The 26940-nt window shown below is 59.7% G+C and carries 28 protein-coding genes; 4 read left to right on the plus strand and 24 right to left on the minus strand.

All coding sequences use genetic code 11. The features are described from left to right. From AD668_RS08595 to puuE, 7 genes are all read right to left on the minus strand, one after another. Nucleotides 1-786, minus strand: a complete 786-nt coding sequence (locus tag AD668_RS08595; protein ID WP_053157005.1) for an outer membrane protein OmpK — start codon at nucleotides 784-786, stop codon at nucleotides 1-3. Nucleotides 787-954: 168 nt separating this feature from the next. Continuing rightward, the gene (locus AD668_RS08600; RefSeq protein ID WP_053157010.1) at nucleotides 955-2313 is read right to left on the minus strand and encodes a nucleobase:cation symporter-2 family protein; all 1359 of its coding nucleotides are present in this window, start codon (nucleotides 2311-2313) and stop codon (nucleotides 955-957) included. A gap of 148 nt (nucleotides 2314-2461) precedes the next feature. Further along, nucleotides 2462-3766, minus strand: a complete 1305-nt coding sequence (locus AD668_RS08605; protein ID WP_053157013.1) for a urate hydroxylase PuuD — start codon at nucleotides 3764-3766, stop codon at nucleotides 2462-2464. Between the two features lie 50 nt (nucleotides 3767-3816). Then, on the minus strand, nucleotides 3817-4320 hold the full coding sequence (locus AD668_RS08610; RefSeq protein WP_053157016.1) for an ureidoglycolate lyase: 504 nt from the start codon (nucleotides 4318-4320) through the stop codon (nucleotides 3817-3819). Nucleotides 4321-4443: 123 nt separating this feature from the next. Beyond that, the gene (gene alc, locus AD668_RS08615; protein ID WP_053157019.1) at nucleotides 4444-5439 is read right to left on the minus strand and encodes an allantoicase; all 996 of its coding nucleotides are present in this window, start codon (nucleotides 5437-5439) and stop codon (nucleotides 4444-4446) included. Between the two features lie 86 nt (nucleotides 5440-5525). Beyond that, nucleotides 5526-6041, minus strand: a complete 516-nt coding sequence (gene uraD, locus AD668_RS08620; protein WP_053157022.1) for a 2-oxo-4-hydroxy-4-carboxy-5-ureidoimidazoline decarboxylase — start codon at nucleotides 6039-6041, stop codon at nucleotides 5526-5528. After that, nucleotides 6038-6964, minus strand: coding sequence for an allantoinase PuuE (gene puuE, locus AD668_RS08625; protein WP_053157025.1), 927 nt, complete (start codon nucleotides 6962-6964; stop codon nucleotides 6038-6040). The genes uraD and puuE overlap by 4 nt, the downstream gene beginning before the upstream one ends. Nucleotides 6965-7399: 435 nt before the next feature. On the opposite strand from puuE, the gene uraH reads away from it, so the two are divergent. Continuing rightward, nucleotides 7400-7753: a hydroxyisourate hydrolase gene (gene uraH / locus AD668_RS08630; protein ID WP_053157028.1), complete on the plus strand. Its 354-nt coding sequence runs from the start codon at nucleotides 7400-7402 to the stop codon at nucleotides 7751-7753. A 186-nt stretch (nucleotides 7754-7939) separates the two neighbouring features. On the opposite strand, the gene AD668_RS08635 is transcribed toward uraH, so the two are convergent. From AD668_RS08635 to AD668_RS08645, 3 genes are all read right to left on the minus strand, one after another. Next, nucleotides 7940-8566: a LysE family translocator gene (locus tag AD668_RS08635; protein WP_053157031.1), complete on the minus strand. Its 627-nt coding sequence runs from the start codon at nucleotides 8564-8566 to the stop codon at nucleotides 7940-7942. 72 nt (nucleotides 8567-8638) lie between these two features. Continuing rightward, nucleotides 8639-9988: an NCS2 family permease gene (locus AD668_RS08640; protein ID WP_053157033.1), complete on the minus strand. Its 1350-nt coding sequence runs from the start codon at nucleotides 9986-9988 to the stop codon at nucleotides 8639-8641. A gap of 272 nt (nucleotides 9989-10260) precedes the next feature. After that, a complete protein-coding gene (locus tag AD668_RS08645; protein WP_053157036.1) occupies nucleotides 10261-10707 on the minus strand; it encodes a MarR family winged helix-turn-helix transcriptional regulator in 447 nt (148 codons plus the stop codon). A gap of 82 nt (nucleotides 10708-10789) precedes the next feature. Between AD668_RS08645 and AD668_RS08650 the strand changes: the two genes are divergently transcribed. Next, complete coding sequence (locus tag AD668_RS08650; RefSeq protein ID WP_053157039.1) at nucleotides 10790-11956, plus strand: PLP-dependent aminotransferase family protein; 1167 nt, start codon at nucleotides 10790-10792, stop codon at nucleotides 11954-11956. Between the two features lie 182 nt (nucleotides 11957-12138). Here AD668_RS08650 and AD668_RS08655 read toward each other — a convergent pair whose 3' ends face one another. The 5 genes from AD668_RS08655 to AD668_RS08675 form a co-directional block, all read right to left on the minus strand. Next, nucleotides 12139-12510 (minus strand): glutathione S-transferase N-terminal domain-containing protein, encoded by a 372-nt coding sequence (locus AD668_RS08655; protein WP_053157042.1) that lies wholly within the window; start codon nucleotides 12508-12510, stop codon nucleotides 12139-12141. A 104-nt stretch (nucleotides 12511-12614) separates the two neighbouring features. Continuing rightward, nucleotides 12615-13160, minus strand: a complete 546-nt coding sequence (gene folE / locus AD668_RS08660) for a GTP cyclohydrolase I FolE (RefSeq protein ID WP_003204506.1) — start codon at nucleotides 13158-13160, stop codon at nucleotides 12615-12617. Between the two features lie 77 nt (nucleotides 13161-13237). Next, nucleotides 13238-13795, minus strand: a complete 558-nt coding sequence (locus AD668_RS08665) for a Smr/MutS family protein (protein WP_053157045.1) — start codon at nucleotides 13793-13795, stop codon at nucleotides 13238-13240. A gap of 75 nt (nucleotides 13796-13870) precedes the next feature. Continuing rightward, on the minus strand, nucleotides 13871-14191 hold the full coding sequence (locus AD668_RS08670; protein WP_053157046.1) for a hypothetical protein: 321 nt from the start codon (nucleotides 14189-14191) through the stop codon (nucleotides 13871-13873). Nucleotides 14192-14322: 131 nt separating this feature from the next. After that, a complete protein-coding gene (locus AD668_RS08675) occupies nucleotides 14323-14913 on the minus strand; it encodes a cysteine hydrolase family protein (protein ID WP_053157049.1) in 591 nt (196 codons plus the stop codon). Between the two features lie 239 nt (nucleotides 14914-15152). Here AD668_RS08675 and prmB point away from each other — a divergent pair, with 239 nt between their 5' ends. Next, nucleotides 15153-16061: a 50S ribosomal protein L3 N(5)-glutamine methyltransferase gene (gene prmB / locus AD668_RS08680; protein WP_053157052.1), complete on the plus strand. Its 909-nt coding sequence runs from the start codon at nucleotides 15153-15155 to the stop codon at nucleotides 16059-16061. Between the two features lie 58 nt (nucleotides 16062-16119). On the opposite strand, the gene paaZ is transcribed toward prmB, so the two are convergent. From paaZ to paaA, 9 genes are all read right to left on the minus strand, one after another. Then, a complete protein-coding gene (paaZ, locus tag AD668_RS08685) occupies nucleotides 16120-18189 on the minus strand; it encodes a phenylacetic acid degradation bifunctional protein PaaZ (RefSeq protein ID WP_053157055.1) in 2070 nt (689 codons plus the stop codon). A 58-nt stretch (nucleotides 18190-18247) separates the two neighbouring features. Next, nucleotides 18248-19501, minus strand: coding sequence for an OprD family porin (locus tag AD668_RS08690; protein WP_053157058.1), 1254 nt, complete (start codon nucleotides 19499-19501; stop codon nucleotides 18248-18250). A 34-nt stretch (nucleotides 19502-19535) separates the two neighbouring features. Then, nucleotides 19536-21182 (minus strand): cation acetate symporter, encoded by a 1647-nt coding sequence (locus AD668_RS08695; RefSeq protein ID WP_053157061.1) that lies wholly within the window; start codon nucleotides 21180-21182, stop codon nucleotides 19536-19538. Then, nucleotides 21179-21487, minus strand: coding sequence for a DUF485 domain-containing protein (locus tag AD668_RS08700; protein ID WP_053157064.1), 309 nt, complete (start codon nucleotides 21485-21487; stop codon nucleotides 21179-21181). Before AD668_RS08700 ends, AD668_RS08695 begins: the two co-directional genes overlap by 4 nt. A gap of 147 nt (nucleotides 21488-21634) precedes the next feature. After that, the gene (gene paaE / locus AD668_RS08705; RefSeq protein ID WP_053157068.1) at nucleotides 21635-22711 is read right to left on the minus strand and encodes a 1,2-phenylacetyl-CoA epoxidase subunit PaaE; all 1077 of its coding nucleotides are present in this window, start codon (nucleotides 22709-22711) and stop codon (nucleotides 21635-21637) included. Between the two features lie 34 nt (nucleotides 22712-22745). Then, nucleotides 22746-23279 (minus strand): 1,2-phenylacetyl-CoA epoxidase subunit PaaD, encoded by a 534-nt coding sequence (paaD, locus tag AD668_RS08710; RefSeq protein WP_053157070.1) that lies wholly within the window; start codon nucleotides 23277-23279, stop codon nucleotides 22746-22748. Further along, entirely contained in the window at nucleotides 23266-24027 is a 762-nt protein-coding gene (gene paaC, locus AD668_RS08715; RefSeq protein ID WP_053157072.1) for a 1,2-phenylacetyl-CoA epoxidase subunit PaaC, read from the minus strand. Before paaC ends, paaD begins: the two co-directional genes overlap by 14 nt. 8 nt (nucleotides 24028-24035) lie before the next feature. After that, a complete protein-coding gene (gene paaB, locus AD668_RS08720; protein WP_053157074.1) occupies nucleotides 24036-24317 on the minus strand; it encodes a 1,2-phenylacetyl-CoA epoxidase subunit PaaB in 282 nt (93 codons plus the stop codon). 126 nt (nucleotides 24318-24443) lie between these two features. Further along, nucleotides 24444-25433 carry a 1,2-phenylacetyl-CoA epoxidase subunit PaaA gene (paaA, locus tag AD668_RS08725; protein WP_053157076.1) on the minus strand — a complete coding sequence of 330 codons (990 nt, stop codon included), beginning with the start codon at nucleotides 25431-25433 and terminating at the stop codon, nucleotides 24444-24446. A gap of 676 nt (nucleotides 25434-26109) precedes the next feature. Between paaA and tssI the strand changes: the two genes are divergently transcribed. Then, nucleotides 26110-26940 (plus strand): type VI secretion system tip protein TssI/VgrG (gene tssI / locus AD668_RS08730; RefSeq protein WP_156322319.1); only part of this gene is annotated, 831 nt, incomplete at its 3' end.

Below are 26940 nucleotides of genomic sequence, written 5' to 3' on the forward strand. Positions count from 1 at the left end.
TTAGAAATGCACCTTCACCAGCAGGCTGGTGGTGTTTTCATTGGTGTCGAAATTGTTAGTGTTTTCGATGCCGTACTTGTCTTTCCAGTAGCTGTACTCGGCGCCGACATAGATCTGTTTTTCGCGCCAGCCGAGGGCTTTGCCCAGGTCGTATTTGATCTGCGGGTTGAAGTGCACGTTGGCGTGATAGGTGCCGTGTGAGTTCTCGTCGTTATCCACGACCCAGTCGATGTAGCCATCGATCAGCAGGTTCGAATTGCCCAATGGAAGGGTGTAGGACCAGGCCGGAGTGATCTGCCAGACATCGTCACCGGGGCGCGAGCCCTCGGTCTGGCGGTTATAGAAGTTCAAGGTGAAAAAATTGAAGCCCGCAATCGCAAGGTCGAACCCGGGGCCGATCAGGTAGGCCTCGGTGTCGTCTTCGCCGTTCTCGTAGGTCATGGCCAGCAGCACGTCCTTGATCGGGCCGAATTCGAAGCGGCGGTCGAGGATCTTGCCAAAGGAGAGGCGCGGGCTGAATTCGCCGTAATAGGCGTGAACGCCTTTGTTCCGGTCTTTCTCGCCGTTGTAGTAGGTACTGTCGATGAACATGAAGTTATCGCCGTACTTCCAGCGGTCGGCGTGTTCGAAGGTGATCGTCTGCTGGATCGACGGGTTCACCGCAAAGTCCTTGCCGTACAGATAGCTCAGGCTGTTGGTCTGCCACAGCAATAAATCGCCGGCCATGGCTTGACTCGCGGCCAGCAGGCCGGCACTCAACAGCAAGTTGGTTTGTGTCCGAATCATCTGTTGCTCCCTCTTGTTTTTATTTTTCAGGCGCAGGCACCGCCGCCCCTGTAGGAGCGAGCCTGCTCGCGATGGTCGTAAACGATTACGCGTGTTATCTGGAAAAACGCGCTGTTCTTGAATCCATCGCGAGCAAGCTCGCTCCTACAGGGGTCATTGCCTAATGAATTAATGCGTGTGGGCTTGGCACTCATTGATGGCCGCGCGTTCAGCGCCGCCAAGGATGTTGAACAGCAGGTTCAGCACCAGTGCACTGATAGTGGCCATGGCGATGCCGCTGTGGGTAATCGGGCTCATCCACACCGGCAAGTGTGCGAAAAACTCCGGGCGTACCACTGGGATCAGGCCCATGCCGATGCTCACCGCCACCAGCAATTGGTTGCGACGGTCACCGATGTCGGCTTCTTGCAGGATCTTGATCCCGGTGGCCGCGACCATGCCGAACATCGCAATGGCCGCACCACCCAATACCGCCGGTGGAATCGACGCCACCAGGAAGGCGGCTTTCGGCAGCAGGCTCAGCACGATCAGCAATCCGCCGGCGACGATGGTCACCGAACGGCAGCGCACGCCGGTCATTTGCACCAGGCCGATGTTCTGGGCGAAGGAGGAGTGGGTGAAGGTGTTGAAAAAACCGGCGAAGAACGAAGCGCCGGCATCGCAGAGCAAGCCGCGACGCAGCATCCGCGGGCAGACTTCCTGGCCGGTGATCTTGCCCAGCGCGAGGAACATTCCGGTGGACTCGACGAAAATGATGACCACCACCAGGCACATCGAGAGGATTGGCGCGAGTTCGAATTTCGGCATGCCGAAGTGCAGCGGTGTGACGAATTGCAGCCATGGCGCCTGGTCCATGCCACTCAGATCAACCATCCCGATCAGACCGCAAAGCACGTAGCCCAGGCACATGCCGATCAGTACGGAAATGTTGACCCAGAAACCGCGCATGAAGCGATGCACCAGCAGGATGGTGCCGAGAACCAGTGCGGCAATGGCCAAGTAAATCGGTGAGCCGAATTGGGCGGCGCTCGCACCGCCACCGGCCCAATTCACAGCCACGGGGAACAGCGACAAACCGATCGAGGTGATGACTGTGCCGGTGACCAGAGGCGGGAAGAAGCGAACGACTTTGGACATGAACGGCGCGATGAGCATGCCGAAGAACCCGGCGGCGATGGTTGCGCCGAAGATCCCTTGCAGACCGATACCGGGCATACCGGCCATGGCGACCATGCTGCCGACGGCGGCGAAACTGGCGCCCATCATGACTGGCATGCGAATGCCCATTGGGCCGATGCCGAGGGATTGAACGATAGTGGCGATCCCGGCGACCAGCAGGTCGGCGTTGATCAGGAAGGCGATTTCTTCACGACTAAGGCCTGCGGCCTGTCCGATGATCAGCGGCACCGCGATGGCACCCCCGTACATCAGCAGAACATGTTGCAGACCGACCAGGATCAGCTGCAAAAGGGGCAAACGCTGAATGGCGGGTGCGTCGGGGATGCGCGCTTTGGAGAGCTCGGACATGCAACACCTCGGATCTTTTTTATTCTTGTGATTTTGTGCGTCAGGCAACCGCTGCGCGGTTGATCGCCAGCAAGCCGGCTCCTACAGGTTGGGGTTTGCGAACGACGTAAACCCGTAGTAGCCGGCTTGCTGGCGATGCTTTCAACGATCAGTTGGTCGGAGCTCCCTGCACAATCCAGGCACCGATCAGGTCACGTTCCTGCTGGGTCATCTGCGTGATGTTGCCCAGTGGCATGATCTGACTGGCGACGGCTTGAGCCTGAATACGCGCGGCGTTCTGGCGGATCTGCTCGGGGGTGTCGAACATCACACCGGCCGGAGCCGCGCTGAACAATGGGCTGGTCGGTTTGGCCGAATGGCAAACCGCGCAACGCTCCTGGATCACGCTGTGGACTTTGTCGAAGCCGGGGCCGGCGTTGGACGCTTGTGCTGGTGCAGCAGCGGCAGCTTCTGCTGGTTTGGCTTGGGCAGGCTTCAAACCACCGCCCACTGCAGTTTCCGGCAGCGGTTGGTATTCGATCGCAGCAGGTGCCTTGGCCACTTCAGGAGCGCTGGACATCGGCTTCGGACCGGACACATAAGCCAGGCAGATCATGCCCACCGCTGCCACCGGCAGGGTCCAGGCAAACTTGTGGCTGTCGTGACGGGTGTTGAAGTAGTGACGCACCAACACCGCCAGCACCGCGATCCCGGCCAGGATCAACCAGTTGTACTGGCTGCCGTAGGTGCTCGGGAAGTGGTTGCTGATCATGATGAACAGCACGGGCAAGGTGAAGTAGTTGTTGTGACGCGAACGCAGCAGGCCTTTGGCCGGCAGTGCCGGGTCCGGCGTGCGGTTCTCGGCGATGGCCGCTACCAGTGCGCGTTGCGCCGGCATGATGATGCGGAACACGTTACCGACCATGATGGTGCCGATGATCGCGCCAACGTGCAGGTACGCACCGCGACCGCTGAACACTTTGCTGAAGCCATAGGCTGCGGCGATGATCAGAACGAACAGGATGGCGCCAAGCAGGGCAGGGCGTTTGCCCAGGGCCGAGTCGCAGAGGAAGGAGTAGATGAACCAGCCGATGAACAGCGAGCCGATACCGATGGCCACGCCTTCAGGACCGCTCAGGGTGCTGCCCGGAGCCAGCAGGTAGAGCGTCGGGTTGGAGTAGAACACCACGCACAGCAGCGCGATACCCGACATCCAGGTGAAGTAGGCTTCCCATTTGAACCAGTGCAGGTTGTCCGGCATGGTCGGTGGAGCCAGTTTGTATTTTTCCAGGTGGTAGATACCGCCGCCGTGGATCGCCCACAAGTCACCGGCCAGACCACTTTTCGGGTTGACCCGATTGAGGTTGTTTTCCAGCCAGACGAAGTAGAACGATGCGCCGATCCAGGCCACGCCAGTAATCATATGAACCCAGCGCACGCTCAGGTTCAGCCATTCCAACAGATGTGCTTCCACAGTCTTTACCTCTCGCCTGTCACTCTGTCGTCGAGTGATCAGACCTTCTCTTATTGGTGGGGGGCGAGGACCAAACGCTCTTCCTCTTTGAAAAAATGCTCATCGCAGTTATTGCCTGTGCCACTGCGATCAACCACCAGGAAGTCATCCCGCTTTTCGATCGTCAGCACCGGGTGGTGCCAAACGCCGCGATGGTAATTGATGCCCTGCCTGCCGTTGGTGACGAAGGCGCGGACCAAGCCTGATACAGGTGCATCGCCAACGGGCGCGACCACGATCAGAAAGGGGTTGCCGAGCAGCGGAATGAAAGCCTGGCTGCCCAGCGGATGGCGCTCCAGCATGCAAACGGTCAGCGGCATGTCCTGCGCGTCGGCGCGGAAGATGCTGATGATCGCATTGTCCTCTGGCGTTGCGGTTTCGACCACGGCCAGTTTATGGAAGCGCATGGTCGAACCGTTGTTGATCATGAAGTGATCGCTACCGTCGGTTTCGATTACGTCACCGAAAGGGGCGAAGGCTTCTTTGGTCAGCGGTTCAATCGTTAATGTGCGCATGCTGTTCTACTTAATCTCAAATGTGTTGGTGTGCAGCTTTTGTAGGAGCCCGGCTTGCCGGCGATGGCGTCGGTAAGGGCGCCATCGCCAGCAAGCCGGCTCCTACAGGTTTTCCATCAGCGCTTATTTAGCGACCTTGCCCAAAACGCGCAGGCGGCTCACACCACCGTCCGGGAACACGTTCAGGCGGATGTGGGTGATCGGGCCCAGTGCCTTGATCTGCTCGGCGAAGGTGTGTTCGGCGTGCATTTCCAGCTTCTGGCTTGGCAGCAGTTCGCGCCAGAACAGCGATTGGGTTTCGATCTGGCTGTCGGTACCGCCCTTCACGAACGCGCCCTGGATCGAGCAAGTGTCCGGGTAGTTGCCTTTGAAGTGCAGGGTGTCGACGATTATTTTCTCGATCTCGCCCGGGTGACCCAGCGCGACGATGACCCAGTCATTGCCTGGCGTACGACGACGTGCGGTTTCCCAGCCGTCGCCCATGTTGATGCCACGGCCCGGGTTGAGGATGTTGCTCATGCGACCGAAGTGTTCATCGGAGCAGGCGAGGGCGCGGCCGCCGTTGAGGGCTGCGGCCAGGTCGACTTGCTCGTTGTCACCGACAGCGGACCAGTCGCGGAACGGAATGCCGTACACGCGCAGACGGGCAACACCACCGTCCGGGTAGATGTTGAAGCGCAGGTGGCTGAACGCCTGGTCGTTGTTGATTTCGTGGAAGTGGTGGCTGTTGCCTTGCAGCTCGACGGCGGACAGCACTTCAGTCCACTGGGTGTTTTCGTTCGGCTCGCCTTCGGCCAGGAAGCAGGCTTCCAGGGATGCCGATGGCGGGAAGTTGCCGGTGAAGAATGAAGTGTCGATGTCGACGCCCTTGATCGAACCCGGTACGCCCAGGCGGATCACTGCGCTGTCGAAGCCTTCGAAGCGCTTGCGGCGCGACTCCCAGCCGTCCATCCACTTGCCGTTGTCATCGAACACGCCCTCCTTCCATACGGCCGGGGTCGGTTGGAACAGACGGTTGGCGTCTGCGAACCAGTCATCGGTGACCGAGATGATTTTGGTGCCCAGGCGGGCGTCGGCCAGGTTGACGAACTTCTCGAAAGGTACGGCGTAAGCTTTCATTCTTCTTGTCTGCCTTTAAATAAGTGGCTTGGGATGCTTGCAGTGCCCTGGGTGTTTTCGCGTTTTTAACACTCGGGCAAGGCTTGCTATAGGGTCAGTAATCGGAACAGGGCGATCTTGTTGATCTCCGCCAGCGCGCATTTGAATTCGGTCTCGACCGAGTTGTGAATGCGCGTTTCGAACGCTGCGAGGATCTGATGCCGGTTGCTGCCTTTTACCGCCATGATGAAGGGAAACTTGAACTTGGCTTTGTAGGCGTCGTTCAGCTCGGTGAAGCGTTGGAACTCTTCGGCCGTGCATTGGTGAATACCGGCGCCAGCCTGTTCATTGGTGCTGGCTTCGGTCAATTGGCCCTGGACGGCCGCACGGCCTGCCAGGTCCGGGTGAGCGACGACCAGCTCAAGCTGGCTTTCGTGATCGGCGCTCAACAGGATGTCGCTCATGCGCTGGTGCAGGGTTTCGATCTCGTCGATCGAAGGGTTCTGGCCCAGGTCGAAGGCCTTCTCGGCCACCCATGGCGAGTGTTCGTAGATGTCGGCGAAAGCGGCGACGAAGGCGTCGCGGCTCAGGGTCGAGGGTTTTACGGTTTGAAAGGTGCTCATTGGGCAGCCCCTGTGTACGGGTGGGTTTCTTGCCAGTGGCGCGCGATGTCGACGCGACGGCTGAACCACACCTGTTCATGACTTTTAGCGTATTCGATAAAGCGCTTGAGCGAAGCCAGACGCGCCGGACGGCCGATCAGGCGGCAGTGCAGGCCGATCGACAGCATCTTCGGGGCGTCGCTGCCTTCGGCGTACAGCACGTCGAACGCGTCTTTGAGGTATTCGAAGAAGTCGTCGCCCTTGTTGAAGCCTTGGACCTGGGTGAAGCGCATGTCGTTGGTGTCCAGGGTGTACGGGATCACCAGGTGCGGCTTGCCGGTCGGGTTGTTCGGTTCCCAGTAGGGCAGGTCGTCGTCGTAGGTATCGCTGTCGTAGAGGAAACCGCCTTCTTCCATCACCAGGCGACGGGTATTCGGGCCGGTGCGGCCGGTGTACCAGCCCAGCGGGCGTTCGCCGGTGATTTCGGTGAGGATGCGGATCGCTTCGAGCATGTGCTCGCGTTCCTGGGCTTCGTCCATGTACTGGTAGTCGATCCAGCGATAGCCGTGGCTGCAGATCTCGTGACCGGCATCGACCATGGCGCGGATCACGTCTGGATGGCGCTGGGCGGCCATGGCCACGGCGAAGACGGTCAACGGAATGTCGAATTCCTTGAACAGTTTCAGGATCCGCCAGACGCCGGTACGGCTGCCATACTCGTATAGGGATTCCATGCTCATGTTGCGCGCGCCTTGTAGCGGCTGCGCAGAAACCATTTCCGAGAGGAAGGCTTCGGACTCTTTATCGCCGTGCAGGATATTGCGCTCGCCGCCTTCTTCGTAATTGAGCACGAACGACAGGGCGATGCGGGCGTTGCCCGGCCAGTGTGGATGGGGAGGGTTACTGCCGTAACCGACCAGGTCGCGTGGGTAGTCAGCGCTCACTGCAGTCTTCCTTCTTGTTCGGTGAAAACGGTTGGTGTGACGCGCCCGGGGTTTGAATGAAAGGCTGGCGTCACTGCAATGGGATGATTGTATACAACTTTATATTCACTTTGTAAGCCCGAATTTTCGCATTTTTCACCGACTGTCATCTTTTGCTGTTATTGGCAGGCGTCTGCAAGAAACCTGCCTGACCCGTCAGTTAATGATTTGATGAGGCATATTCTGCGGGGTTTTGCGTTGAATTGGCGAAAATCCGTTGGAGGGCGGGAGAAGGACGAAAAATGTCGTTTTTATTGTGTACAATTTTTTTGAAAAGTGTCTTAATCAGTCGCTCGCCGCAGCTTTTCGTGCTCCGAATCGGTGCGGTCTCCTTTTCACTTTGACTTCGGGAGGCGCGAAGTCTGACTGCTCCACGCAGGCAGGCGCGCAGAATCAATGGGACGTTTGACTACACACGTTTTGGACGCAGCACACGGTTGCCCGGGCAGCTCGATCAAAGTCGAGTTGTACCGTGTTGAAGGTTCTCGGCTGGAATTGGTCGCCAGCGCGACAACCAACAGCGATGGCCGTGTCGATGCACCGCTGCTGCAGGGCGATGACTATCGCACCGGGGTCTATCAGGTTCAGTTCCACGCGGGCGATTACTACCGCGCCCGTGGCGTTCAGTTGCCGGAACCGGCGTTCCTGGATGTGGTGGTGCTGCGTTTCGGCATCTCTGCCGAGCAGGATCACTACCATGTGCCACTGCTGATTTCGCCTTACAGCTATTCCACGTACCGCGGCAGCTGATCCCCCAAGCAGCTGCCTCACCCTGGAAGCGACTGCGCATATAGCTTCTTTGGTTTTTCGCCCGCTCACACTGCGGGCTTTTTTTCGTCTTGATGAATGTGAAAAGATCGCAGCCTTCGGCGGCTCCTACAGGTTCACACAAACCATGTAGGAGCTGCCGAAGGCTGCGATCTTTTGCTCTTGCGGTTAGCGGCTCAACAGAGACGCCGCACCCGCACCGCTGAACAACCCGGCACTGATCCGGTTGAACCAGCTCTGGCCCTTACCACTGCGCAGATACCGCGCTGCACCATGGGCGCCGAGGCCATAAGCCAGCTTGCAGGCCAGATCCAGCAGTGTCCAAGTGACGATCATCACCAGCAACTGCGGCAAGAACGGCTGTTCAGCACTCAAGAACTGCGGCAGGAAAGCGGCAAAGAACAGAATGTCCTTCGGATTGCTCGCGCCCAGCATGAATGCCCGGCCGAACAGTGCACGAAAACGTGGCACCGGCGCCGCCTGAGGGACTTCGGCGCCGTGGGAAGGCAGGCGCGATTGCTGCCAGCTCTGCCATGCAAGATAGAACAGGTACAGCGCGCCAAGGATCTTCAGGGCGCTGAACAGTTGTTCCGAAGCCAGCAGCAGGGCGCCCAGGCCCAGCGCCGAAGCACTCAGCAGGCAGATCGAAGCCGAAACCCCACCGAGAAACGCCGGATAGGAACGGCGCAACCCGTAATTCAGACTGTTGCTGATCATCAACAACGACAGCGGCCCCGGGATCAGGATCACTATCAGCGCAGCGCCGCTGAACAGCAGCCAGGTTTCCAGACTCATCACTTTCCTCCATTTGCACAAAAGCCTCACCCGACGGGGTGAGGCTGTTTCCAAGCGTGTACGGCGTGTGGTTTACAAGAAGATGAACTTGGCGATGAAGATCGCGCAGAGCACCCACAGGCTCACCGAAATTTCCTTGTACTTGCCGGTGCCGGCCTTCATCGCCACGTAAGTGATGAAGCCCAGCGCGATGCCGTCGGCGACCGAAAAGGTCAGCGGCATCATGATTGCGGTCACGATCGCCGGAATGCTGTCGGTGGCTTCGTCCCACTCGATGTGGGCCATGCCGCCCATCATCAGCATCGCTACATAAATCAACGCGCCGGCGGTGGCGTAGGCAGGGATCATGCCGGCCAGCGGTGCGAAGAACATGGCTGCAATAAATAGCACACCTACGGTCACTGCGGTAAGACCAGTCCGACCACCCGCCGCGACACCGGCCGCACTTTCCACATAGCTGGTGACTGGCGGCACACCGACCACTGCACCAAACACGCTGGATGCACTGTCGGCTTTCATTGCGCGGGAGAGGTTTTCGATCTTGCCGTCAGCGCCCACCAGGTTGGCGCGCTGGGCAACGCCCATCAGGGTGCCGGCGGTGTCGAACATGTGCACGAAAAGGAATGCCAGGACCACGCTGACCATGCTGATGTTGAATACACCCGCAACGTTCATGGCCATCCAGGTCGGAGCCAGGCTCGGCGGGGCCGACATGATGCCCTCGTAGTGCACCAGGCCCAGGCCCCAGCCGGCCAGGGTCACAGTGATGATGCTGATGAGGATCGCGCCAAACACTTTGTGATAGCTGAGGATCGCGATCATCAGGAAACATACGGCAGCCAACAGCGGGCCAGGCTCGCGCAGGGAACCGAGCTTGATCAGTGTGGCCGGGCTATCGACGACGATGCCAGCGGTTTTCAGGCCGATCAGCCCCAGGAACAGACCCACGCCGGCACCCATCGCAAAGCGCAGACTGACCGGGATGCTGTTGAGCAGCCACTCGCGGATGCGCGAGAAGGTCAGGATCATGAACAACACACCGGACACAAACACCGCGCCGAGTGCGGTTTCCCAGTTGTAGCCCATGGTGCCGACGACGGTGTAAGTGAAAAACGCGTTCAAGCCCATGCCCGGTGCCAAACCGACCGGCCAGTTGGCGTACAGGCCCATCAACAGGCAACCCAGAGCAGCGGCGATGCAGGTGGCGACAAACGCCGCGCCATGATCGATCCCGGCGTCAGCCATGATGTTGGGGTTGACGAAGATGATGTAGGCCATGGTGATGAAGGTTGTCAGACCGGCAATCAGCTCGGTCTTCACCGTGGTGCCATGCAAGCTGAGTTTGAACAGGCGTTCCAGCAAGCCATTGCGTGCTGGCGGCGAAAGATCCAGCGTCGATGCTTCGGATTTGCGGCTTTCCACAGCGAGTACTCCTCAAGAGTTTTATTTTTATTTCCAGGGCCGGACCCATGAGGGTGGCAGCGGCCCTTTGAGGCACTTGCGAATTTGTTGACCTGTTGGTCAGGAACTCGCACGAAGTGGATTATGCTTTTGTATACAAAGAAAGCAAATAATGTTTTTGATTTTGTTTACGAAAAGTTTGGCGATAGGGATATATCGCCATCGAGGGCCTCATCGCCGGCAGGCTGGCTCCCACAGTGGGAGCCAGCCTGCTGGCGATAGGGCCAGGACAGTCAGCCAACAACTGCCTGACTTTTCCCAAGGGCCAGATTCACCGCCAACCACCCGTTCACTGCCATCTCCCCAGCCTCGGCGAACACCCGCTCCAACAACTTCACCTGCTCACGCCGCAACGCCTGCTCAAATCGTGCGCCTTCATCGGTCAGCTCGAGCAAGCGCTTACGCTTGTCCGTCTCGGACGCAATGCTCTCCACCAGATGCATCTCCAGCAATTGTCGCAACGGCATGTTCAACGCCTGCTTGCTCACGCCGAGCAACGCCAGCAACTCCTTGACGCTCAGGTTCGGATAGCGGGCGATAAAAAACACGATGCGTTGATGCACTCGGCTCAAGCCTCGGCGTTCGAGCATTTCATCGGCCTTGGCGGTGAAGGCCTGATAGCCGAAGAAAAACGCTTCCATGGCCTGTTGCTGGGAAATTGGATTTTTAAGGTCAAGCATGTTGACGTTTCCATTCGAGCTGTCGTAATTTCAGTCAACAAGTTTGACTCATTTTCCTCATGCCAAGCTACCGGTGACCACCATGGCTTTTTCCGAACGTGTCTCGCGCCTTAAAAGTTCTTTGATCCGTGAAATCCTTGCTGCTGCCCAGCGTCCGCAGATGATGTCGTTTGCTGGTGGCTTGCCGGCCGAAGCCATGTTGCCGAAGGTCGAATGGGCCGACATGCCGGTGTCCATTGGCCAATATGGCATGAGCGAAGGTGAGCCGGCGCTGCGCGAGGCTTTGGCGGCAGAGGCGCGGGCCCTGGGTGTGCCATGTGAGGCAAGTCAGGTGCTGGTGGTCAGCGGCTCCCAGCAAACCCTGGACCTGGCCGCCAAGCTGTACATCGACAAAGGAACGGAAATCCTTCTGGAGGCGCCGACGTATCTGGCGGCGTTGCAGATTTTCCAGTTGTTCGGTGCCGATTGCCTGACCGTGCCACTGGAGGCCGATGGCCCGAACCTCGAGCAGTTGCGCATTCGCCTGGAAAAACACCGCCCGGCGTTTATCTATCTGATCCCGACGTTCCAGAATCCGTCGGCCGTGCGTTACAGCGAGGCCAGGCGCGATGCCGTGGCGGCTTTGCTCGATGAGTTCAGCGTTACCCTGATTGAAGACGAACCTTACCGGGAGCTGACCTTCGATGGCGCCAACGCCACGCCGATTGTCAGCCGTCTGAAGAAAGCCAGCTGGATCTACACCGGCACCGTGTCGAAAACCCTGCTGCCGGGTTTGCGGGTCGGCTTCCTGATCGCCAGCCCCGACCTGTTCCCGCATTTGCTCAAGCTCAAGCAGTCGGCGGACTTGCACACCAATCGGGTCGGTCAGTGGCAGGCGCTGCAATGGATCGGCAGCGAGAAATATCAGCAGCACCGTAGTGAGTTGCGCGATTTTTACCGAGGGCGGCGGGATGCGTTTCAGGTGGTGCTGGAGACGCACTTTTCCGATCTGGCGGACTGGGATGTGCCGCAGGGTGGATTGTTTTTCTGGTTGAAACTCAAGCAACCGATAGACACGCGGCTTTTACTCGATGATGCGTTGGCCAATGATGTGGCGTTCATGCCGGGTGAGCCATTTTTCCCTGAGCCGGACAACCATCACGGGTATCTGCGGTTGAACTTCAGCCATATCGATCCGGCACGGCTCGATGAAGGGCTTGGGCGATTGGCGGGCGTGGTGCGTCAGGCGCAAGCGTCGCAAGCCGCCTGAAAACGAATAAACCGGCGCAAGGGCCGGTTTATTTTTGTCTGGGTTTTATGGTGTCTGGACCGGCCTCATCGCCAGCAAGCCGCCTCCCACAGGGCCGGGCAGCGGCCACGAAACTTGCATGCGCCGCCACTTTGTAGGAGTCGGCTTGCTGGCGATTGCGTCCGCAAGGACACCGCAAAACCTCAGGCTGCCGCGAACCGCTTGTCCAGATAATCAATGATCACCTTGGACTCATACATCCAGGTGGTCTGTCCGTTCTCTTCGATCCGCAGGCACGGCACCTTGATCTTGCCGCCTTGCTCCAGCAGTGCCTGGCGATCCAGCTCGTTGTTCTTGGCGTCACGCAACGCCACCGGCACGTTCAGGCGGCGCAGGGTGCGGCGGGTTTTCACGCAGAACGGGCAGGCGTGGAATTGATACAGGGTCAGGCCCTTGGCAGCGGATTCGACTTGAGCCTGGGCCGCGGCGGGACGCTTCTTTTTGCCTGGGCGAGTCAGGAAGTCGATGAAGATGATCAGTTGGCCAAGGCCGACACGAAGCGCTTTTACGAACACGTTGAAAGCCTCACGGTGCTAATGAAGAAAGGCGCGCAGCTTACCTGATTTTTTGCAGACGAAAAAAAACCGGCGATGAATGCCGGTTTTCTTCGTGCGGCGAATTACTTGATGAGGCTGAGGAATTCGCTGCGGGTCGCGGCGTTTTCGCGGAACTCACCGAGCATCACCGAGGTGATCATCGACGAATTCTGCTTTTCCACACCGCGCATCATCATGCACATGTGCTTGGCCTCGATCACCACCGCAACACCCAGGGCACCGGTGACCTGCTGGACCGCGTCGGCGATCTGGCGGCTGAGGTTTTCCTGGATCTGCAGGCGGCGGGCGTACATGTCGACGATCCGCGCGACTTTCGACAGGCCCAAAACCTTGCCGCTCGGAATGTAGGCAACGTGCGCCTTGCCGATGAACGGCAGCAGGTGGTGTTCGCACAACGAGTACAACTCGATGTCCTTGACCAGCACCATTTCGCTGTTGTCGGAGCTGAACAAGGCACCGTTGGTGACTTCTTCCAGCGTTTGTTCATAGCCGCGGCAGAGGTACTGCATGGCTTTGGCGGCACGTTTTGGCGTGTCGAGCAGGCCCTCGCGGGAGACGTCCTCGCCCAATTGGCCAAGGATCGCGGTGTAATTCTGTTCCAGGGACATGAAACTACCTGTGGGATTTTACGCAAAGGGCAAGGGTACGGTGGCAAACACGGCGCTGCAAGCGCGATGCATCAGCTTTACTCGTCGCGACCTTCCATCATGGTTCTTTTCAGCATTACATACACCGCACCGGCACCGCCATGTCTGGCCTGGCACGAAGTAAAGCCGAGCACTTGCGGATGCTGGCGCAGCCAGGTGTTGACGTGGCTTTTGATCATCGGGCGTTTGCCGTCCAGACGCACGGCTTTGCCATGGGTGACGCGCACGCAGCGGATTTCGAACTTGGTGGCTTCGGCGAGGAATGCCCAAAGGGTTTCCCGGGCCTTTTCCACGTTCATGCCGTGCAGGTCGAGGCTGCCTTCGAACGGAATCTGGCCGATCTTGAGCTTGCGCATCTGGCTTTCCTGAACGCCATCACGCGCCCACATCAGCTCGTCCTCGGGGCCGACGTCGATGACGAACTGATCGGACAGCCCGTCGACGGTGGTGGCATCTGTGCGCACGGTGGCGGCCCGGCGCAGCTTGGCGATCTGCGCGCGGTCAGCTTTGGGTTTGCCGGTTTCGGCGCGATCGTGCTTGATCGGCTTGACGCCTTGGATCGCACTTTTGAACAGGGAAAAATCGTCGTCTTGCATGTCAGCCTCCGCGAAGGGCGGCCAGTTTACCCAACTCGCAGCGAATCGGGCGCGACAAAACAGCGCTGCGATGGCTCAGTCGTGTTTTTTCATCAGGTGCGGAGAAATGTTCAACGCCATCGATTGCCGTGCACGACGACGGCAACGGCGCCACAGCCAGACGCTGATGTACAGGACAAACAGGCCGATCACTATAACCACGGCCGCACCGGCCCGGTTGCTGTTGAGCTCGCCCAGGCCTGGCACCTGACCCAGCAGGCCGGCAATGCCGGCCATGGTGAGCAGTACACCGCACATCGCCAGCAACGCCGCGAACGTCGCGGCGATTCGAAAACGCCAGTTGCTTTGGCCTTTGGGCCGCAAGCGGCGAGCGTCAAAACCATCGGATATCTTCATTCCGACCTTCCTCAATGGGTATCGGCCCTTCGACCGGGAGTTGACCGGGATGTTCCTGAGGCTAAGACAATTACGGCGAATGAGAGGTTTTTGCGGATGAGCGGTGGTGCAGACCGCTCATTGAACGTCGATCAGATCAACTCGCGAGTCAGGGCGAGGGTAGCGAAGTTGTCCCCCATGATCGCCATTTCGGTCTGGTGAACGTGCTCTGCGCTCAGGACGCCGCCCTTGTAAGGCAGGTCGCGGGTGGCGCAGGCGTCTTCCACCAGGGTGCAGCGGAAACCCAGGTTTTTCGCCGCACGGACTGTTGTGCTGACACTCGAATGGCTCATGAAACCGCAAACGATCAGGTCAAGGGCACCGAGGTCTTCCAGGCGCTTGGCCAGTTCGGTGCCGTGAAATGCGCTCGGCAGCAGTTTGCCGATGACGGTTTCGTCGCTCTCTGGCTCAAGACCGGGAATGAATTCACCGCCGACGCCTTGCGGGTTGAACATGCCACCGAGCGTGCCCAGGTGGCGTACGTGCACGATTGGGCGGCCGGCAGCACGGGCAGCGGCGAGCAATTGCTTGATGTTCGCAACCGCTTCATCCATGCCGCTCAGGGCCAGGGGGCCACTCAGGTATTCTTTCTGGGCATCGATGATGACGAGGGTTGCGTGGCTCAGGTTGGCTGCTGCGTAACCGCGGCCGCTGAGTTGAAACATCGTTTTTGGAACGGACATTCTGGGGCTCCTTCGAGTGGGGCTTTTGCGACATTGTCCTCTGGCTGAGCGCTTCTGTGAATCGCTACCATCGTAGGCACCGTCGTTACTGGCGTGCAGCGTTGTCAAGTATCCCGATTTGTTCAATACCACGCTTAAAAAAGAGATTAGTCCTACATTCTCGCCGGCGTCTTTCCTGCGTCGTCGACGCGACGTTTGGCTGGTAGAATCGCCCATCGATTTTTCTGGAGTTAACCGTCGTGATCACTTCCCGCCTTCGTACCCTGCGTGACCATATCCGTTGGGCCGTCAGCCGCTTCCATGGGGAGGATCTGTTTTTCGGCCATGGCACCGACAATGCCTGGGACGAAGCCCGTCAACTGGTGTTGGGTGCCTTGCAATTGCCGTGGGAAATCGCCGACAGCTATCTCGACTGCAACCTGGAAGAAGACGAACTGGTTCACCTGCAACTGTTGCTCAAGCGCCGTATCGAAGAGCGCGTGCCGACCGCTTACCTGCTGGGTGAGGCCTGGTTCTGTGGCCTGTCGTTCATTGTCGATGAGCGCGTGCTGATCCCGCGCTCGCCGATTGGCGAACTGATCGAAAACCGCTTCACGCCGTGGCTGGCCACCGAGCCTGCACGGATTCTCGACCTGTGCACCGGCTCCGGCTGCATCGGTATCGCCTGTGCCTACGAGTTCCAGAAGGCCGAAGTGGTGCTGGCCGACCTGTCGTTCGAAGCGCTGGAAGTGGCCAATCAGAACATCGAGCGTCATGGTGTCGATGAGCGCGTGTACACCGTTCAGGGCGATGGCTTCGACGGTTTGCCGGGCCAGCGTTTCGACCTGATCGTGTCGAACCCGCCTTATGTCGATTCCGAAGACTTTGCCGACATGCCGGACGAATACCAGCATGAACCGGAACTGGGCCTGGCCTGCGGTGATGACGGTTTGAACCTGGTGCGACGCATGCTCGCCGAAGCGGCGGATCATCTGACGGAGAAGGGCTTGTTGATTGTCGAAGTGGGCAACAGTCAGGTGCATGTCGAGGCGTTGTACCCGGAAGTCGATTTCGCCTGGCTGGATTTCGAGCGCGGTGGGCATGGCGTGTTTATGCTGAGCGCGGAACAGTGCCGCGATCATCAGGCGTTGTTTGCTTCACGGGTTTAATCGCCGTTCCGCGTAGAAGGATCGTTCCCACGGCGTGGGAACGATCTCTGAGGCGGGCTTAGTCCTCGCGCTTGACCACCAGCGTCAGGATGTCATAGCTGGCCACCAGCTCTCCCAACTGGTTGGTGACTTCCACGTCCCACGCCACCACCCCTTGCGGGATGCCTTGTGGGCTCTTCTTGCCCTGATCGATCTTGCGCTTGCAGGTCAGGCGCGCCTGGATGGTGTCGCCGATGCCCACCGGGTTGATGAAACGCAAGGTGTCCAGACCGTAGTTGGCCAGCACCGGGCCGACGCCGGGGGAGACGAACAGACCCGCCGCTGCCGACAGCACGAAGTAACCGTGGGCAATACGCTTGCCGAACTGTGATTCCTTGGCTGCGATGTCATCGAAGTGCATGTAGAAGTGGTCGCCCGACAGGCAGCCAAAGTTCACCAGGTCCGCTTCGGTCACGGTGCGACGGTGGGTCAGCAGTGACTCGCCGATCTGCAGGTCCTGGAAGTAGCGACGGAACGGATGGACTTCGGTCTCGATCACTTTGGCGCCACGGACGAATTCACCGGTGACCGCTGCCAGCATGGTCGGCGAACCCTGTACCGCGGCACGTTGCAGGTAGTGCTTCACCGCACGCAGACCGCCGAGTTCTTCACCGCCGCCGGCACGACCCGGGCCGCCGTGCTTGAGTTGTGGCAGTGGCGAGCCGTGGCCGGTGGATTCACCTGCCGATTCGCGATCCAGCACCAACAGACGACCGTGCAGAGCAGCCGCTACCGGAATGGCTTTGGCGGCGATTTGCGGGTCTTTGGTGATCAAACTCGCGACCAGGCTGCCTTTGCCGCGTGCGGCCAGGGCCAAGGCTTCGTCCAGATCATCGTAGGCCATCAGGGTGCTGACCGGGCCGAATGCTTCGATGTCGTGGGCACCGCCTTCGGCGTGCGGGTCGCGGGCCTGCAACAGGGTCGGGGCAAAGAACGCACCTTTGTCGACATTTACACCACGCGGTTCGAAACCGTCGCGGGCACCGAACAGCATGTCGCTGCTCTGCAACAGGGATTCCAGACGTTCGGTCACGTCTTTCTGCTGATCGTGGGAAGCCAGCGCGCCCATGCGCACGCCTTCCACCGACGGGTCGCCGACCACGACTTTGGCCAGGCGATCGCGCAGGCGGGTAGCCACGGCGTCGATGTGCTTGGCCGGGACGATGGCGCGGCGGATGGCGGTGCATTTCTGCCCGGCCTTGGTGGTCATTTCCCGGGCGACTTCCTTGATGAACAGCTCGAATTCTTCGTCGTCCGGGGTCACGTCCGGGGCGAGGATCGCGCAGTTCAGCGAGTCGGCTTCGGCGTTGAACGGTACCGAATTGCGGATCAGGTTCGGGTTGACCCGCAGCTTGGCCGCGGTGTCGGCGGAACCGGTGAAGGTCACCACGTCCTGGCCTTGCAGGCGGTCGAGCAGGTCGCCGGTGCCGCCGATGATCAGTTGCAGGCTGCCTGCCGGCAACAGGCCGGATTCGTCCATCAGACGGACCACGGCTTCAGTCAGGTAGCTGGTGGCGCTGGCCGGCTTGACGATGCACGGCATGCCCGCGAGGAAGCTTGGCGCGAACTTTTCCAGCATGCCCCAGATCGGGAAGTTGAACGCATTGATGTGCACGGCCAGGCCGCCGCGTGGCACCAGGATGTGCGTGCCGGCGAAAGTGCCCAGTTTGCTCAGCTGCATCGCCGGACCTTCGTGGACGACGTTACCCGACGGCAGTTCACGGGAACCGAGGCTGGCGTAGGTGAACAGTGTGCTGTTGCCGCCTTCGATGTCGATCCAGCTGTCGGCGCGGGTGGCGCCGCTGTGGTGGGAAATCGCGTAGAGCTGTTCTTTGCGCTCGCTCAGGTACAGGGCCAGGGCCTTCAGACGCTGTGCGCGCTGCTGGAAGTCCAGCGCCATCAAGCCGCTGATGCCCTGGCGACGACCGTGCTCGATGGCTTCGGCGAAGTCCGGGCGCTCTTCGTGGGTACGGGCGATTTCATGGCCGTCGATGGCGCTGCGCAGTACTTGTGCGCCTTGCTGGCCGATCCAGCGGCCAGCGATGAAACTCTGCAGGGTAGGGGCATGCAGTGTAGGTGAGGAGGACATCACGATTGCTCCTGGAGATGAAAAGTGTTGGCGCGGCCGCAGCCGTGCGATTCAGGGATTACCAAAGCGCCACGGTGTAACCGACGATCAGTCGGTTCTCATCGATGGCGGTACTCAAACCGTTGCCGGAGCGGAAGGTCACGTTGCGCCAGCGCAGGCTGACGTCTTTGAACGGGCCGCTCTGGATCACGTAACTGATATCGGTGTCGCGTTCCCACTCGCGACCGTTGTCGACGGTCCCCGATTTGACGTGGCGACCGTCGGTGTAGCGGGTCATGAAGGTCAGGCCGGGAATGCCTTGCGCCGCGAAGTCATAGTCGTAACGCAGTTGCCACGAGTCTTCGTCGGCGCGGGTAAAGGTGTTGAAGGTCACCAGATTGACGACGTACGGATCGCCCCCGTTCAAGAACGGAAAGGCGCTGTCGCCGGACAATTGCTGGTAGGCCGCACTGACTTTGTGGGCACCCTGGGACAGGGTGAACATGCTGTTGAAGTTGCGGTTGTCGATGCCCCCGGCCTTTTGCGCACCGTCGCCGCGGCTGTCGAAATAACGCAGGTCGCTGCGCAGGTTGAAGCCATTGCCCAGCGCTTGGGTGTGCACCAGACCGACGAATTGCTGACGGTAGATCTGTTCGAGCTTGCCGTAGTAGTAGCTCAGGTTCAGTTGCGGGCTGAACGCGTAACTGCCGCCGCCGAAGTCGAAGTGATCGCTGCTGGCGGCGGCGTAGCCGATGTCATCGTTGCTGGAAGAGTCCCGCAGGTTGGCCTTGGTCAGGCGTCCGGCATTGAGGGTCAGGCCATTGATGTCCTGACTGGTCAACAAGCCGCCCTCAAAGGTCGAGCTCAACAAGCGTGTGTCGTTGTAGGTCGCTACCGGTAGCAAGGGTTGCAAGGTGCCGAGTTTCAACACGCTTTTGGATACCCGCATTTTGCCGGTCAGGCCCAGTTCGCTGTACTCGTCGTCGGGCTCGTGGCTTTGCGAGCCAAATGGCAGCGAACCGGTGCCGCGGCGATCGGGGCTGGAGTCGAGTTTCAGCCCCAGTTCTCCCAACGCGTCCAGGCCGATACCGAACACGCCATCGGTGAATCCGGATTCGATGCGCGCGGTAAATCCCTGGGTCCATTCTTCAGCCTTGGACTGCGGCGCGTTGTCCTGACGGAAATCGCGATTGATGTAGAGGTTACGCATATCGATGCGGGCTTTGCTGTCGTCGATGAAATCGGCCATGGCGCAGGGCGCGATCATGGGCAGGCTCAATAAGACGGCCAGCGAAAACAGTGATTCACAACGTGCGGTGCATGCGGGTTTCATTATTTTTATTCCCTGCCAACTCATCGGTCGTTATTCAGTGTTTGCTGGCGCCAGAGGCACCAATGCCAGTCATCGAACGGATGAACTGCGCCAGATAACGACCACGCTCCAGGACGGCACGGGGTGATTTGTCCGTGACGGAAAACAGCCAGGCACTGAAGAACGCCAGGCTCATGGAAAACAGCGCCGGGTTGGAGTAGGGGAACAGCGCCTTATCGTGATGCATCACGTTGACCCACACCGCCGGGCTGAGGATCAGCAGGACAATCGCCGAAAACAGACCCGCCAGGCTGCCGGTGACGGCGCCACGGGTGGTCAGGCCTTTCCAGTACATCGAAAGGAACAGCACCGGGAAATTCACCGACGCGGCGATGGCCAGCACCAGGCCGGAGAGGAAGGCAATGTTCTGCGATTCAAACAGCAAGCCAAGGATGATCGCCAGCACACCGATGCACAGGGTGGCGATGCGCGAAACGCGGATTTCCTGTTGCTCGGTGGCCTTTCCTTTACGCATCACGCAGGCATACAAGTCGTGGGACACCGCCGAGGCGCCGGACAGTGCCAGCCCGGCAACCACCGCCAGAATGGTGGCGAAAGCGACCGCCGAGATGAAGCCGAGGAACAGGTTGCCGCCTACCGCCTGGGCCAGGTGCACGGCGACCATGTTGCCGCCACCGATGATCGCGCCGCTGGCGTCACGGAATGTCGGATCAGTGCCGACCATGACGATGGCGCCGAAGCCGACGATGATCAGCAGCAAGTAGAAGTAGCCGATGAAGCCGGTGGCGTAGAACACGCTTTTACGCGCCTCCTTGGCATCGCTGACGGTGAAGAAACGCATCAGGATGTGCGGCAGGCCGGCGGTGCCGAACATCATGCCCAGCCCCAGGGAAATCGCATCGACCGGATTGGACAGCAAACCGCCTGGGGCCATGATCGCGCCGCCCTTGACGTGCACGGCGGTGGCGCCGGCAAACATCGCTTCGGTGCTGAAACCGAAATGCTTGAGCACCATAAACGCCATGAAGCTGGTGCCGAACAACAGCATCACCGCTTTGATGATCTGTACCCAGGTGGTAGCGAGCATGCCGCCGAAGGTCACGTAGAACACCATCAGCACGCCCACCAGCATCACTGCGTAGAGGTAGTCGATGCCGAACAGCAATTCGATCAGCTTGCCGGCGCCGACCATCTGCGCCACCAGGTACATCAAGGCCACGGTCAGGGTGCCGAAAGCCGAAGTCAGGCGTACCGGGGTTTGTTCCAGGCGATAGGAAACCACATCGGCAAAGGTGAACTTGCCCAGATTGCGCAGGCGCTCGGCAATCAGGAACAGGATGATCGGCCAGCCGGCCAAAACGCCCAATGCGTACAGCAAGCCGTCGTAGCCATTGAGGAACATCATCGCGGAGATGCCGAGGAACGAGGCCGCCGAGATCATGTCACCGGCAATCGCCAGGCCGTTCTGCAAACCGGTCATGCCGCCACCGGCGGTATAAAAGTCGCTGGTGGAGCGAGTGCGAAGTGCCGCCCAGCGAGTTACGCCCAGGGTGAACAGCACGAACACCAGGAACATGCTGATGGCGTTCCAGTTCAGTGGGCGGGCGGCGCCGTCGGCGGCCATCGCCATATCAGTGACCGCCACCAGCGGCAGCAGTAACAACGCAAGTAGGCGGCTCATCGGGCACACTCCTGCTTGAGTTTTTCATTCAGCGGGTCGATCACGTTGTTGGCGCGATAGACATAGAAACCCGTTAGCGCGAAGGCCAGGAACACGATCACCACACCCACCAGCATGCCCACGGTGGTCACGCCACCGTTGAGGGATTGGCCGAGGGTCGCAGGGGAAAAAGCCACCAGCAGTACGAAGCCGTAATAGATCACCAGCATGGCCAGGCTCAGTGACCAGTACAGCTTCTGTTTGCGACGAACCAGCTGGATGAAGTCCGGGTGCTGGCGGATGAGTTCTACTTCTTGCGGGCTCATGGGTAGCGTCCTTTTTTGTTTTTTTTGGGGTGACCACGGTTTTCCCCCTGTAGGAGCCGGCTTGCTGGCGATAAGGCCGGTGAAATCACCGGTGAACTCATTGGCCTTATCGCCAGCAAGCCGGCTCCTACAGGGAGGTGTTGCTTTTCAGAGCTGATCGAAATCCAGCACCACTTTGTCGCTGATCGGGAACGCCTGGCACGACAGCACATAGCCGGCGACCACTTCGTAGTCTTCCAGGGCGTGGTTGCTGTCCATTTCCACTTCGCCTTCGATGACCTTGCACTTGCAGGTCGAGCACACGCCGGCCTTGCACGAGTAGGGCAGTTCGGCGCCTTGGGCATTGCCGGCATCGAGGATGCTCTGGCTGTTGCGCGGCAAGTCGAACGCCAGTGCGCGGCCGTCGCTGATCACGGTGATCTGGCTGACCGCCGCATCCACTTGGCGCGCCGCCTCACGGGCTTCGCGTTTTTGCTGGCTGCCGGCGGCGGCGAACAGTTCGAAATGGATGCGCTCAGGTTGCATGCCCTTGGCCTTGAGGCTGTCGCGCACGGTCTCGGTCATTTCCTGCGGGCCGCAAATGAACGCGGCGTCGAGGGCTTTGACGTCGAGCCAGCGGCTGAACAGTTGCTCGCATTTCTCGGCGTTGATCCGGCCGTTGTACAGGTCGACGTCCTGCTGCTCGCGGCTGAACACGAAGATCAGGTTCAGGCGTTGCAGGTAACGGTTTTTCAGGTCTTCCAGCTGCTCGCGAAACAACGCGCCGGAGCTGGAACGGTTGCCGTATAGCAGCGTGACGCGGCTGTGGGGCTCGGTTTGCAGGGTGGTCTTGATGATCGACAGGATCGGTGTGATGCCGCTGCCCGCCGCCACGGCCAGGTAATTGCCATGGCGCGCCGGGTCGAGCTCGACGCAGAAGTGCCCGGCCGGCGGCATCACTTCCAGGGTGTGTCCGGCTTTGAGCTGTTCGTTGGCAAACGCCGAGAAGCGTCCACCCGTCACACGCTTGATGGCGACGCGCAGCTCACCGTCGTTGACCCCGGTGCAGATCGAATAGGAACGACGGACTTCTTCACCGTCCAGTTGGGTGCGCATCACCAGGTGCTGGCCTTGGGTGTAGTGAAAGCTGTCTTGCAGTTCCTGCGGAATCTCGAAGGCGATGGACACCGCGTCACGGGTCTCGGTGCGCACGTCCTTGATGGTCAGGCTGTGAAATTTGCTCATTGTTATTCTCCAGCTGGGACGGCCGATTCGCCGCTCAGATGCACTTGAAATAGTCGAACGGTTCCCGGCAATCGACGCAGCGGTACAGGGCCTTGCACGCGGTGGAACCAAACTCGCTGAGCACCTCGGTGTGGGCGCTACCGCATTGCGGGCACACCACCTGCGGGCTTTCGCCGAGCAGGCTGCGTTTGCTGGTGCTGCCCTCGGGCGGCGCGATGCCGTAGGCGCGCAGGCGTTCGCGACCGTCGGCGCTGATCCAGTCGGTGGTCCAGGCCGGGGTCAATTTTCGCTCCAGTTGCGGCGCCTTGAATCCGGCGAGTTCCAGCGCTTCGCGGATGTCGCTCTCGATCACTTCGGTCGCGGGGCAGCCGGAGTAGGTCGGTGTGACCACCACGTGAAGGTGGCCGGCCTGCCAATCCAGATCGCGGACAATGCCCAGGTCAACCACGCTGACCACCGGCACTTCCGGGTCCATGACTTCGGACAGAATTGCCCACGCAGCCGCCAGGTCGGTCGGTTGAGCCGGCCGGGCGCCGAGGTCGCTGGCGATCAGATCACCAGGTTGCATCGGGGTACGCTCGTGGCAGGAACTGCATTTCGGCCAGCAGAATGCCCAGGTGTTCGGTGTGCAGACCCTTGCGCGCATTCAGGTAGAAATAACTCGGTGCGGCAGGCACGGGCAGGGTGGAGCTACTGAAGATCTGCTCCACTTTGGCCAGCCATTGTGCGGCGACGCTGGCGATGTCCGGAGTAATGCCCGCTGCATTCAAGCGCTGTTCGCTGTCATCGGCGGCGATCAGTTCCACGGTAAAGCGCCAGACTTCGGGGATTGCCGCGAGCATGCGCTTGTGGCTTTCCTCGGTGCCGTCACCCATGCGCTCGATCCATTCGCCGGAGCGGCGCAGGTGATAGGTCACTTCCTTCACCGCCTTGGCAGCGATCCCGGCAATGCGCTCGTCGCTGGACTGACTCAGCCCTTGCAGCACCGGCAAATGCCAGGCGTCATAGAGGAACTGCTTGAGCATGGTCACCGCGAAGTCGCCGTTGGGTTGTTCCACCAGCAGCAGGTTGCGATAAGCGCGTTCGTCGCGGCGGAATGCGAGGTCATCGGCATCACGGCCGTCGTCCAGCAGTTCAGCGGCGTATTCCAGCCAGTTGCGCGCCTGGCCCACCAGGTCGAGGCCGACGTTCATCAGCGCCAGTTCTTCTTCCAGCGCCGGGGCCTTGCCGCACCATTGGCACAGGCGCTGGCCCTGGATCAGGGCGCTGTCGCCGAGGCGCAACAGGTATTCGATCAGATCGGTCTTGTTATTCATGGTCGACCTCACATGTGCCCGACTTCGGCCGGCAGCTCGTAAAAGCTGGCATGGCGGTAAACCTTGTCGTCCGACGGATCGAACAGCGGGTCCTTTTCATCCGGCGACGAAGCGGTGATCAGCCCCGAAGGCACCACCCACAGGCTCACGCCCTCGCTGCGACGGGTGTACAACTCGCGAGCGTTCTCGATGGCCATGGTGGTATCGGCGGCATGCACGCTGCCGACGTGCTTGTGGTTGAGGCCGTGCTTGCTGCGCACGAAAACTTCGAAGAGGGTCCACTCGGACATTTCAGTTACTCCACATCGTTTGCTTCTGTAGGAGCTGCCGCAGGCTGCGATCTTTTGATCTTCAGCGGCTTCAAAAGCGCCAAAAGATCGCAGCCTTCGGCAGCTCCTACAGGGGGTCGGATTGCCTTATGCGGCGTTCTTGTTTTGTTTTTTGCGGGCGTGGGCGACGGCGGCTTCACGGACCCAGGCACCGTCTTCAATCGCCTTGCGGCGGGTGGTGACGCGTTCCTGGTTGCACGGGCCGTTGCCCTTGAGCACTTCGTAGAATTCGTTCCACTGGATGTCGCCGAAGTCATAGTGGCCGCGCTCGGCGTTCCACTTAAGGTCCGGGTCTGGGCAGGTGCAGCCCAGCAGCTCCAGCTGCGGGATGGTCTGGTCGATGAAGCGCTGGCGCAGTTCGTCGTTGCTCTGGCGCTTGATCTTCCAGGCCATGGATTGCGCGCTGTTCGGCGAGTGTTCGTCGCTTGGGCCGAACATCATCAGAGACGGCCACCACAGGCGGTTGATCGCGTCCTGGACCATGTCTTTTTGCGCTTGGGTACCGTGGCGCATCATGGTCAGGAGGATTTCGTAGCCCTGGCGCTGGTGGAAGCTCTCTTCCTTGCAGATGCGCACCATGGCCCGGGAGTAGGGGCCGTAGGACGTACGCTGCAACACCACCTGGTTGACGATCGCCGCGCCATCCACCAGCCAGCCCACGGCGCCCATGTCGGCCCAGTTCAGCGTCGGGTAATTGAAGATGCTCGAATACTTGGCCTTGCCGCTGTGCAACTTGGCGATTTCTTCATCGCGGTCGGCGCCCAGGGTTTCCATGGCGCTGTACAGGTACAGGCCGTGGCCGGCTTCGTCCTGGATCTTGGCCATCAATTGCAGTTTGCGTTTGAGCGACGGCGCACGGGTGACCCAGTTGCCTTCGGGCAGCATGCCGACGATTTCAGAGTGGGCGTGCTGGGAAATCTGCCGGATCAGGGTCTGGCGATAAGCATCTGGCATCCAGTTCTTGGCTTCGATCTTGATTTCTGAATCGATTTTTTCCTGGAAGGCGCGTTCCTCTTCGGACATTTCCGAGAGGTCCTTGATGCGCTTGACGCCTGTGTCTACGAGCTGTGCGTACATTTTTGTTCTCCCGCCTTGAATCTGTTCTGAGGCATGGAGAACTTTATAAGCGATACACAAATTAATATCAAACACAAAATGACGTGTCGCATTTGTTTTTTGTATCGCTTTGGAGGGCGAGGTGTTTTTTTGATGTGGTGTGAGCAAGCAAAAGACTTGCCCCGCCATCGGGCCAAAGCCAAACCCTGTCGTCGAAGAGGCTCGGGGCGTGAAGGCGGCAGCCAAGGCGTCGCAGGGGAGGTGTCAGGAAGGAGTTTCAAGCGATGGCGGAAGGGTTGGGCAGAGAGCGTTTTTCATGCGATCAGGCGTCATCCCCTGTATCGGATGGCGTCAGTCGATAGAGCTCGAAAGGCTTCAGTATCTGAATAGGGGCGTATGGCCATTATGCGCAAGAAGTTGCGCACTCTTTTTCTGAAAAACACCGGGTGATCTTGCTACAGACCAGGCCGCTCAAGGGCTGTAGCCAAGTGCGCAAGAAGTTGCACAGTACTGCGCAACTTCTTGCGCACTTTTGGCTGGAATTTCCAGGTCAAAAATGGATTTCAATCATGGATGCTTCGTAACTTGTTGTTATTCAAGCGTATTTAAAAATATGGCACAAACCTTGATCTGTTAATCGGCACCTTGGCGGGCAATTCAACCTTCAAGTCTCATTTTTCAGCTTAAGGACAAGTCTATGTTCGCGCCGGCCCATACCGCGCATTTCGAACTGAAAATTCCCACCGTACGGAACGATTTCAAGGTCCTGGCGTTTGACGGTGTCGAAAGCATCAGCACCTTGTATGCGATCCGGGTGGAGTTGGTCAGCGAGTACCCGGATCTGGACCTGGAGAGCCTGCTCAGCCAGCCGGCCTTTCTGCGGTTTGGTCACAACGGCGAAGGCCTTCATGGGCAAATCGAAGAGGTGTCGGTCGGTGCGTCCGGCAAGCGCCTGACGCGCTACCATTTGACCCTGGTGCCGGCGCTGCACTACTTGCAGTTCAGCCACAACCAGCGGATTTTCCAGCACCAGAGCGTGCCGCAGATCGTCAAGCAAGTGCTCGAGGCGCACGGCATCCTGGCCGATGCGTTCACCTTCAACGTCAGCACCAGTCCCGTGCGTGAATACTGCACGCAATACGGGGAAAGCGACTTCGACTTCATCCAGCGGCTGTGCAGCGAAGACGGGATTGCCTGGCACCATCAACACAGCCCGGATGGGCATCACCTGGTCTTCAGCGACGATCAGACCTGGTTCCCCAAACTCGGCGAAACGCCTTATCAGCCAGGTTCTGGCCTGGTCGCCGAGCATCCGGTGGTCAGCCAGTTCTCCCTGCGCTTGAGCACCCGAACCAGCACGGCCACGCGCCGCGGCTATGACTTGAAGCGCCCCAGCCGCTTGCTGGAAAGCCAGATCACCGCCGGGTTTACCCCGACACTCGAAGACTACCGTTACCCGGCGCTGATCGAGAATGAAAAACTCGGCCGACAACTGGCCCGTCAGGCGCTGGAGCGGCACCGTGTCGAC

This window comes from Pseudomonas sp. P1.8, assembly GCF_001269805.1.
Taxonomy (GTDB): domain Bacteria; phylum Pseudomonadota; class Gammaproteobacteria; order Pseudomonadales; family Pseudomonadaceae; genus Aquipseudomonas.

Excerpts from the sequence above, each read along its gene's own strand:
- AD668_RS08595 (WP_053157005.1), bottom strand. The coding sequence starts at position 786 with ATGATTCGGACACAAACCAACTTGCTGTTGAGTGCCGGCCTGCTGGCC.
- AD668_RS08600 (WP_053157010.1), bottom strand. The coding sequence starts at position 2,313 with ATGTCCGAGCTCTCCAAAGCGCGCATCCCCGACGCACCCGCCATTCAG.
- AD668_RS08610 (WP_053157016.1), bottom strand. The coding sequence starts at position 4,320 with ATGCGCACATTAACGATTGAACCGCTGACCAAAGAAGCCTTCGCCCCT.
- alc (WP_053157019.1), bottom strand. The coding sequence starts at position 5,439 with ATGAAAGCTTACGCCGTACCTTTCGAGAAGTTCGTCAACCTGGCCGAC.
- uraD (WP_053157022.1), bottom strand. The coding sequence starts at position 6,041 with ATGAGCACCTTTCAAACCGTAAAACCCTCGACCCTGAGCCGCGACGCC.
- uraH (WP_053157028.1), top strand. The coding sequence starts at position 7,400 with ATGGGACGTTTGACTACACACGTTTTGGACGCAGCACACGGTTGCCCG.
- AD668_RS08635 (WP_053157031.1), bottom strand. The coding sequence starts at position 8,566 with ATGAGTCTGGAAACCTGGCTGCTGTTCAGCGGCGCTGCGCTGATAGTG.
- AD668_RS08645 (WP_053157036.1), bottom strand. The coding sequence starts at position 10,707 with ATGCTTGACCTTAAAAATCCAATTTCCCAGCAACAGGCCATGGAAGCG.
- AD668_RS08650 (WP_053157039.1), top strand. The coding sequence starts at position 10,790 with ATGGCTTTTTCCGAACGTGTCTCGCGCCTTAAAAGTTCTTTGATCCGT.
- folE (WP_003204506.1), bottom strand. The coding sequence starts at position 13,160 with ATGTCCCTGGAACAGAATTACACCGCGATCCTTGGCCAATTGGGCGAG.
- AD668_RS08665 (WP_053157045.1), bottom strand. The coding sequence starts at position 13,795 with ATGCAAGACGACGATTTTTCCCTGTTCAAAAGTGCGATCCAAGGCGTC.
- AD668_RS08670 (WP_053157046.1), bottom strand. The coding sequence starts at position 14,191 with ATGAAGATATCCGATGGTTTTGACGCTCGCCGCTTGCGGCCCAAAGGC.
- AD668_RS08675 (WP_053157049.1), bottom strand. The coding sequence starts at position 14,913 with ATGTCCGTTCCAAAAACGATGTTTCAACTCAGCGGCCGCGGTTACGCA.
- paaZ (WP_053157055.1), bottom strand. The coding sequence starts at position 18,189 with ATGTCCTCCTCACCTACACTGCATGCCCCTACCCTGCAGAGTTTCATC.
- AD668_RS08690 (WP_053157058.1), bottom strand. The coding sequence starts at position 19,501 with ATGAAACCCGCATGCACCGCACGTTGTGAATCACTGTTTTCGCTGGCC.
- AD668_RS08695 (WP_053157061.1), bottom strand. The coding sequence starts at position 21,182 with ATGAGCCGCCTACTTGCGTTGTTACTGCTGCCGCTGGTGGCGGTCACT.
- AD668_RS08700 (WP_053157064.1), bottom strand. The coding sequence starts at position 21,487 with ATGAGCCCGCAAGAAGTAGAACTCATCCGCCAGCACCCGGACTTCATC.
- paaE (WP_053157068.1), bottom strand. The coding sequence starts at position 22,711 with ATGAGCAAATTTCACAGCCTGACCATCAAGGACGTGCGCACCGAGACC.
- paaD (WP_053157070.1), bottom strand. The coding sequence starts at position 23,279 with ATGCAACCTGGTGATCTGATCGCCAGCGACCTCGGCGCCCGGCCGGCT.
- paaC (WP_053157072.1), bottom strand. The coding sequence starts at position 24,027 with ATGAATAACAAGACCGATCTGATCGAATACCTGTTGCGCCTCGGCGAC.
- paaB (WP_053157074.1), bottom strand. The coding sequence starts at position 24,317 with ATGTCCGAGTGGACCCTCTTCGAAGTTTTCGTGCGCAGCAAGCACGGC.
- paaA (WP_053157076.1), bottom strand. The coding sequence starts at position 25,433 with ATGTACGCACAGCTCGTAGACACAGGCGTCAAGCGCATCAAGGACCTC.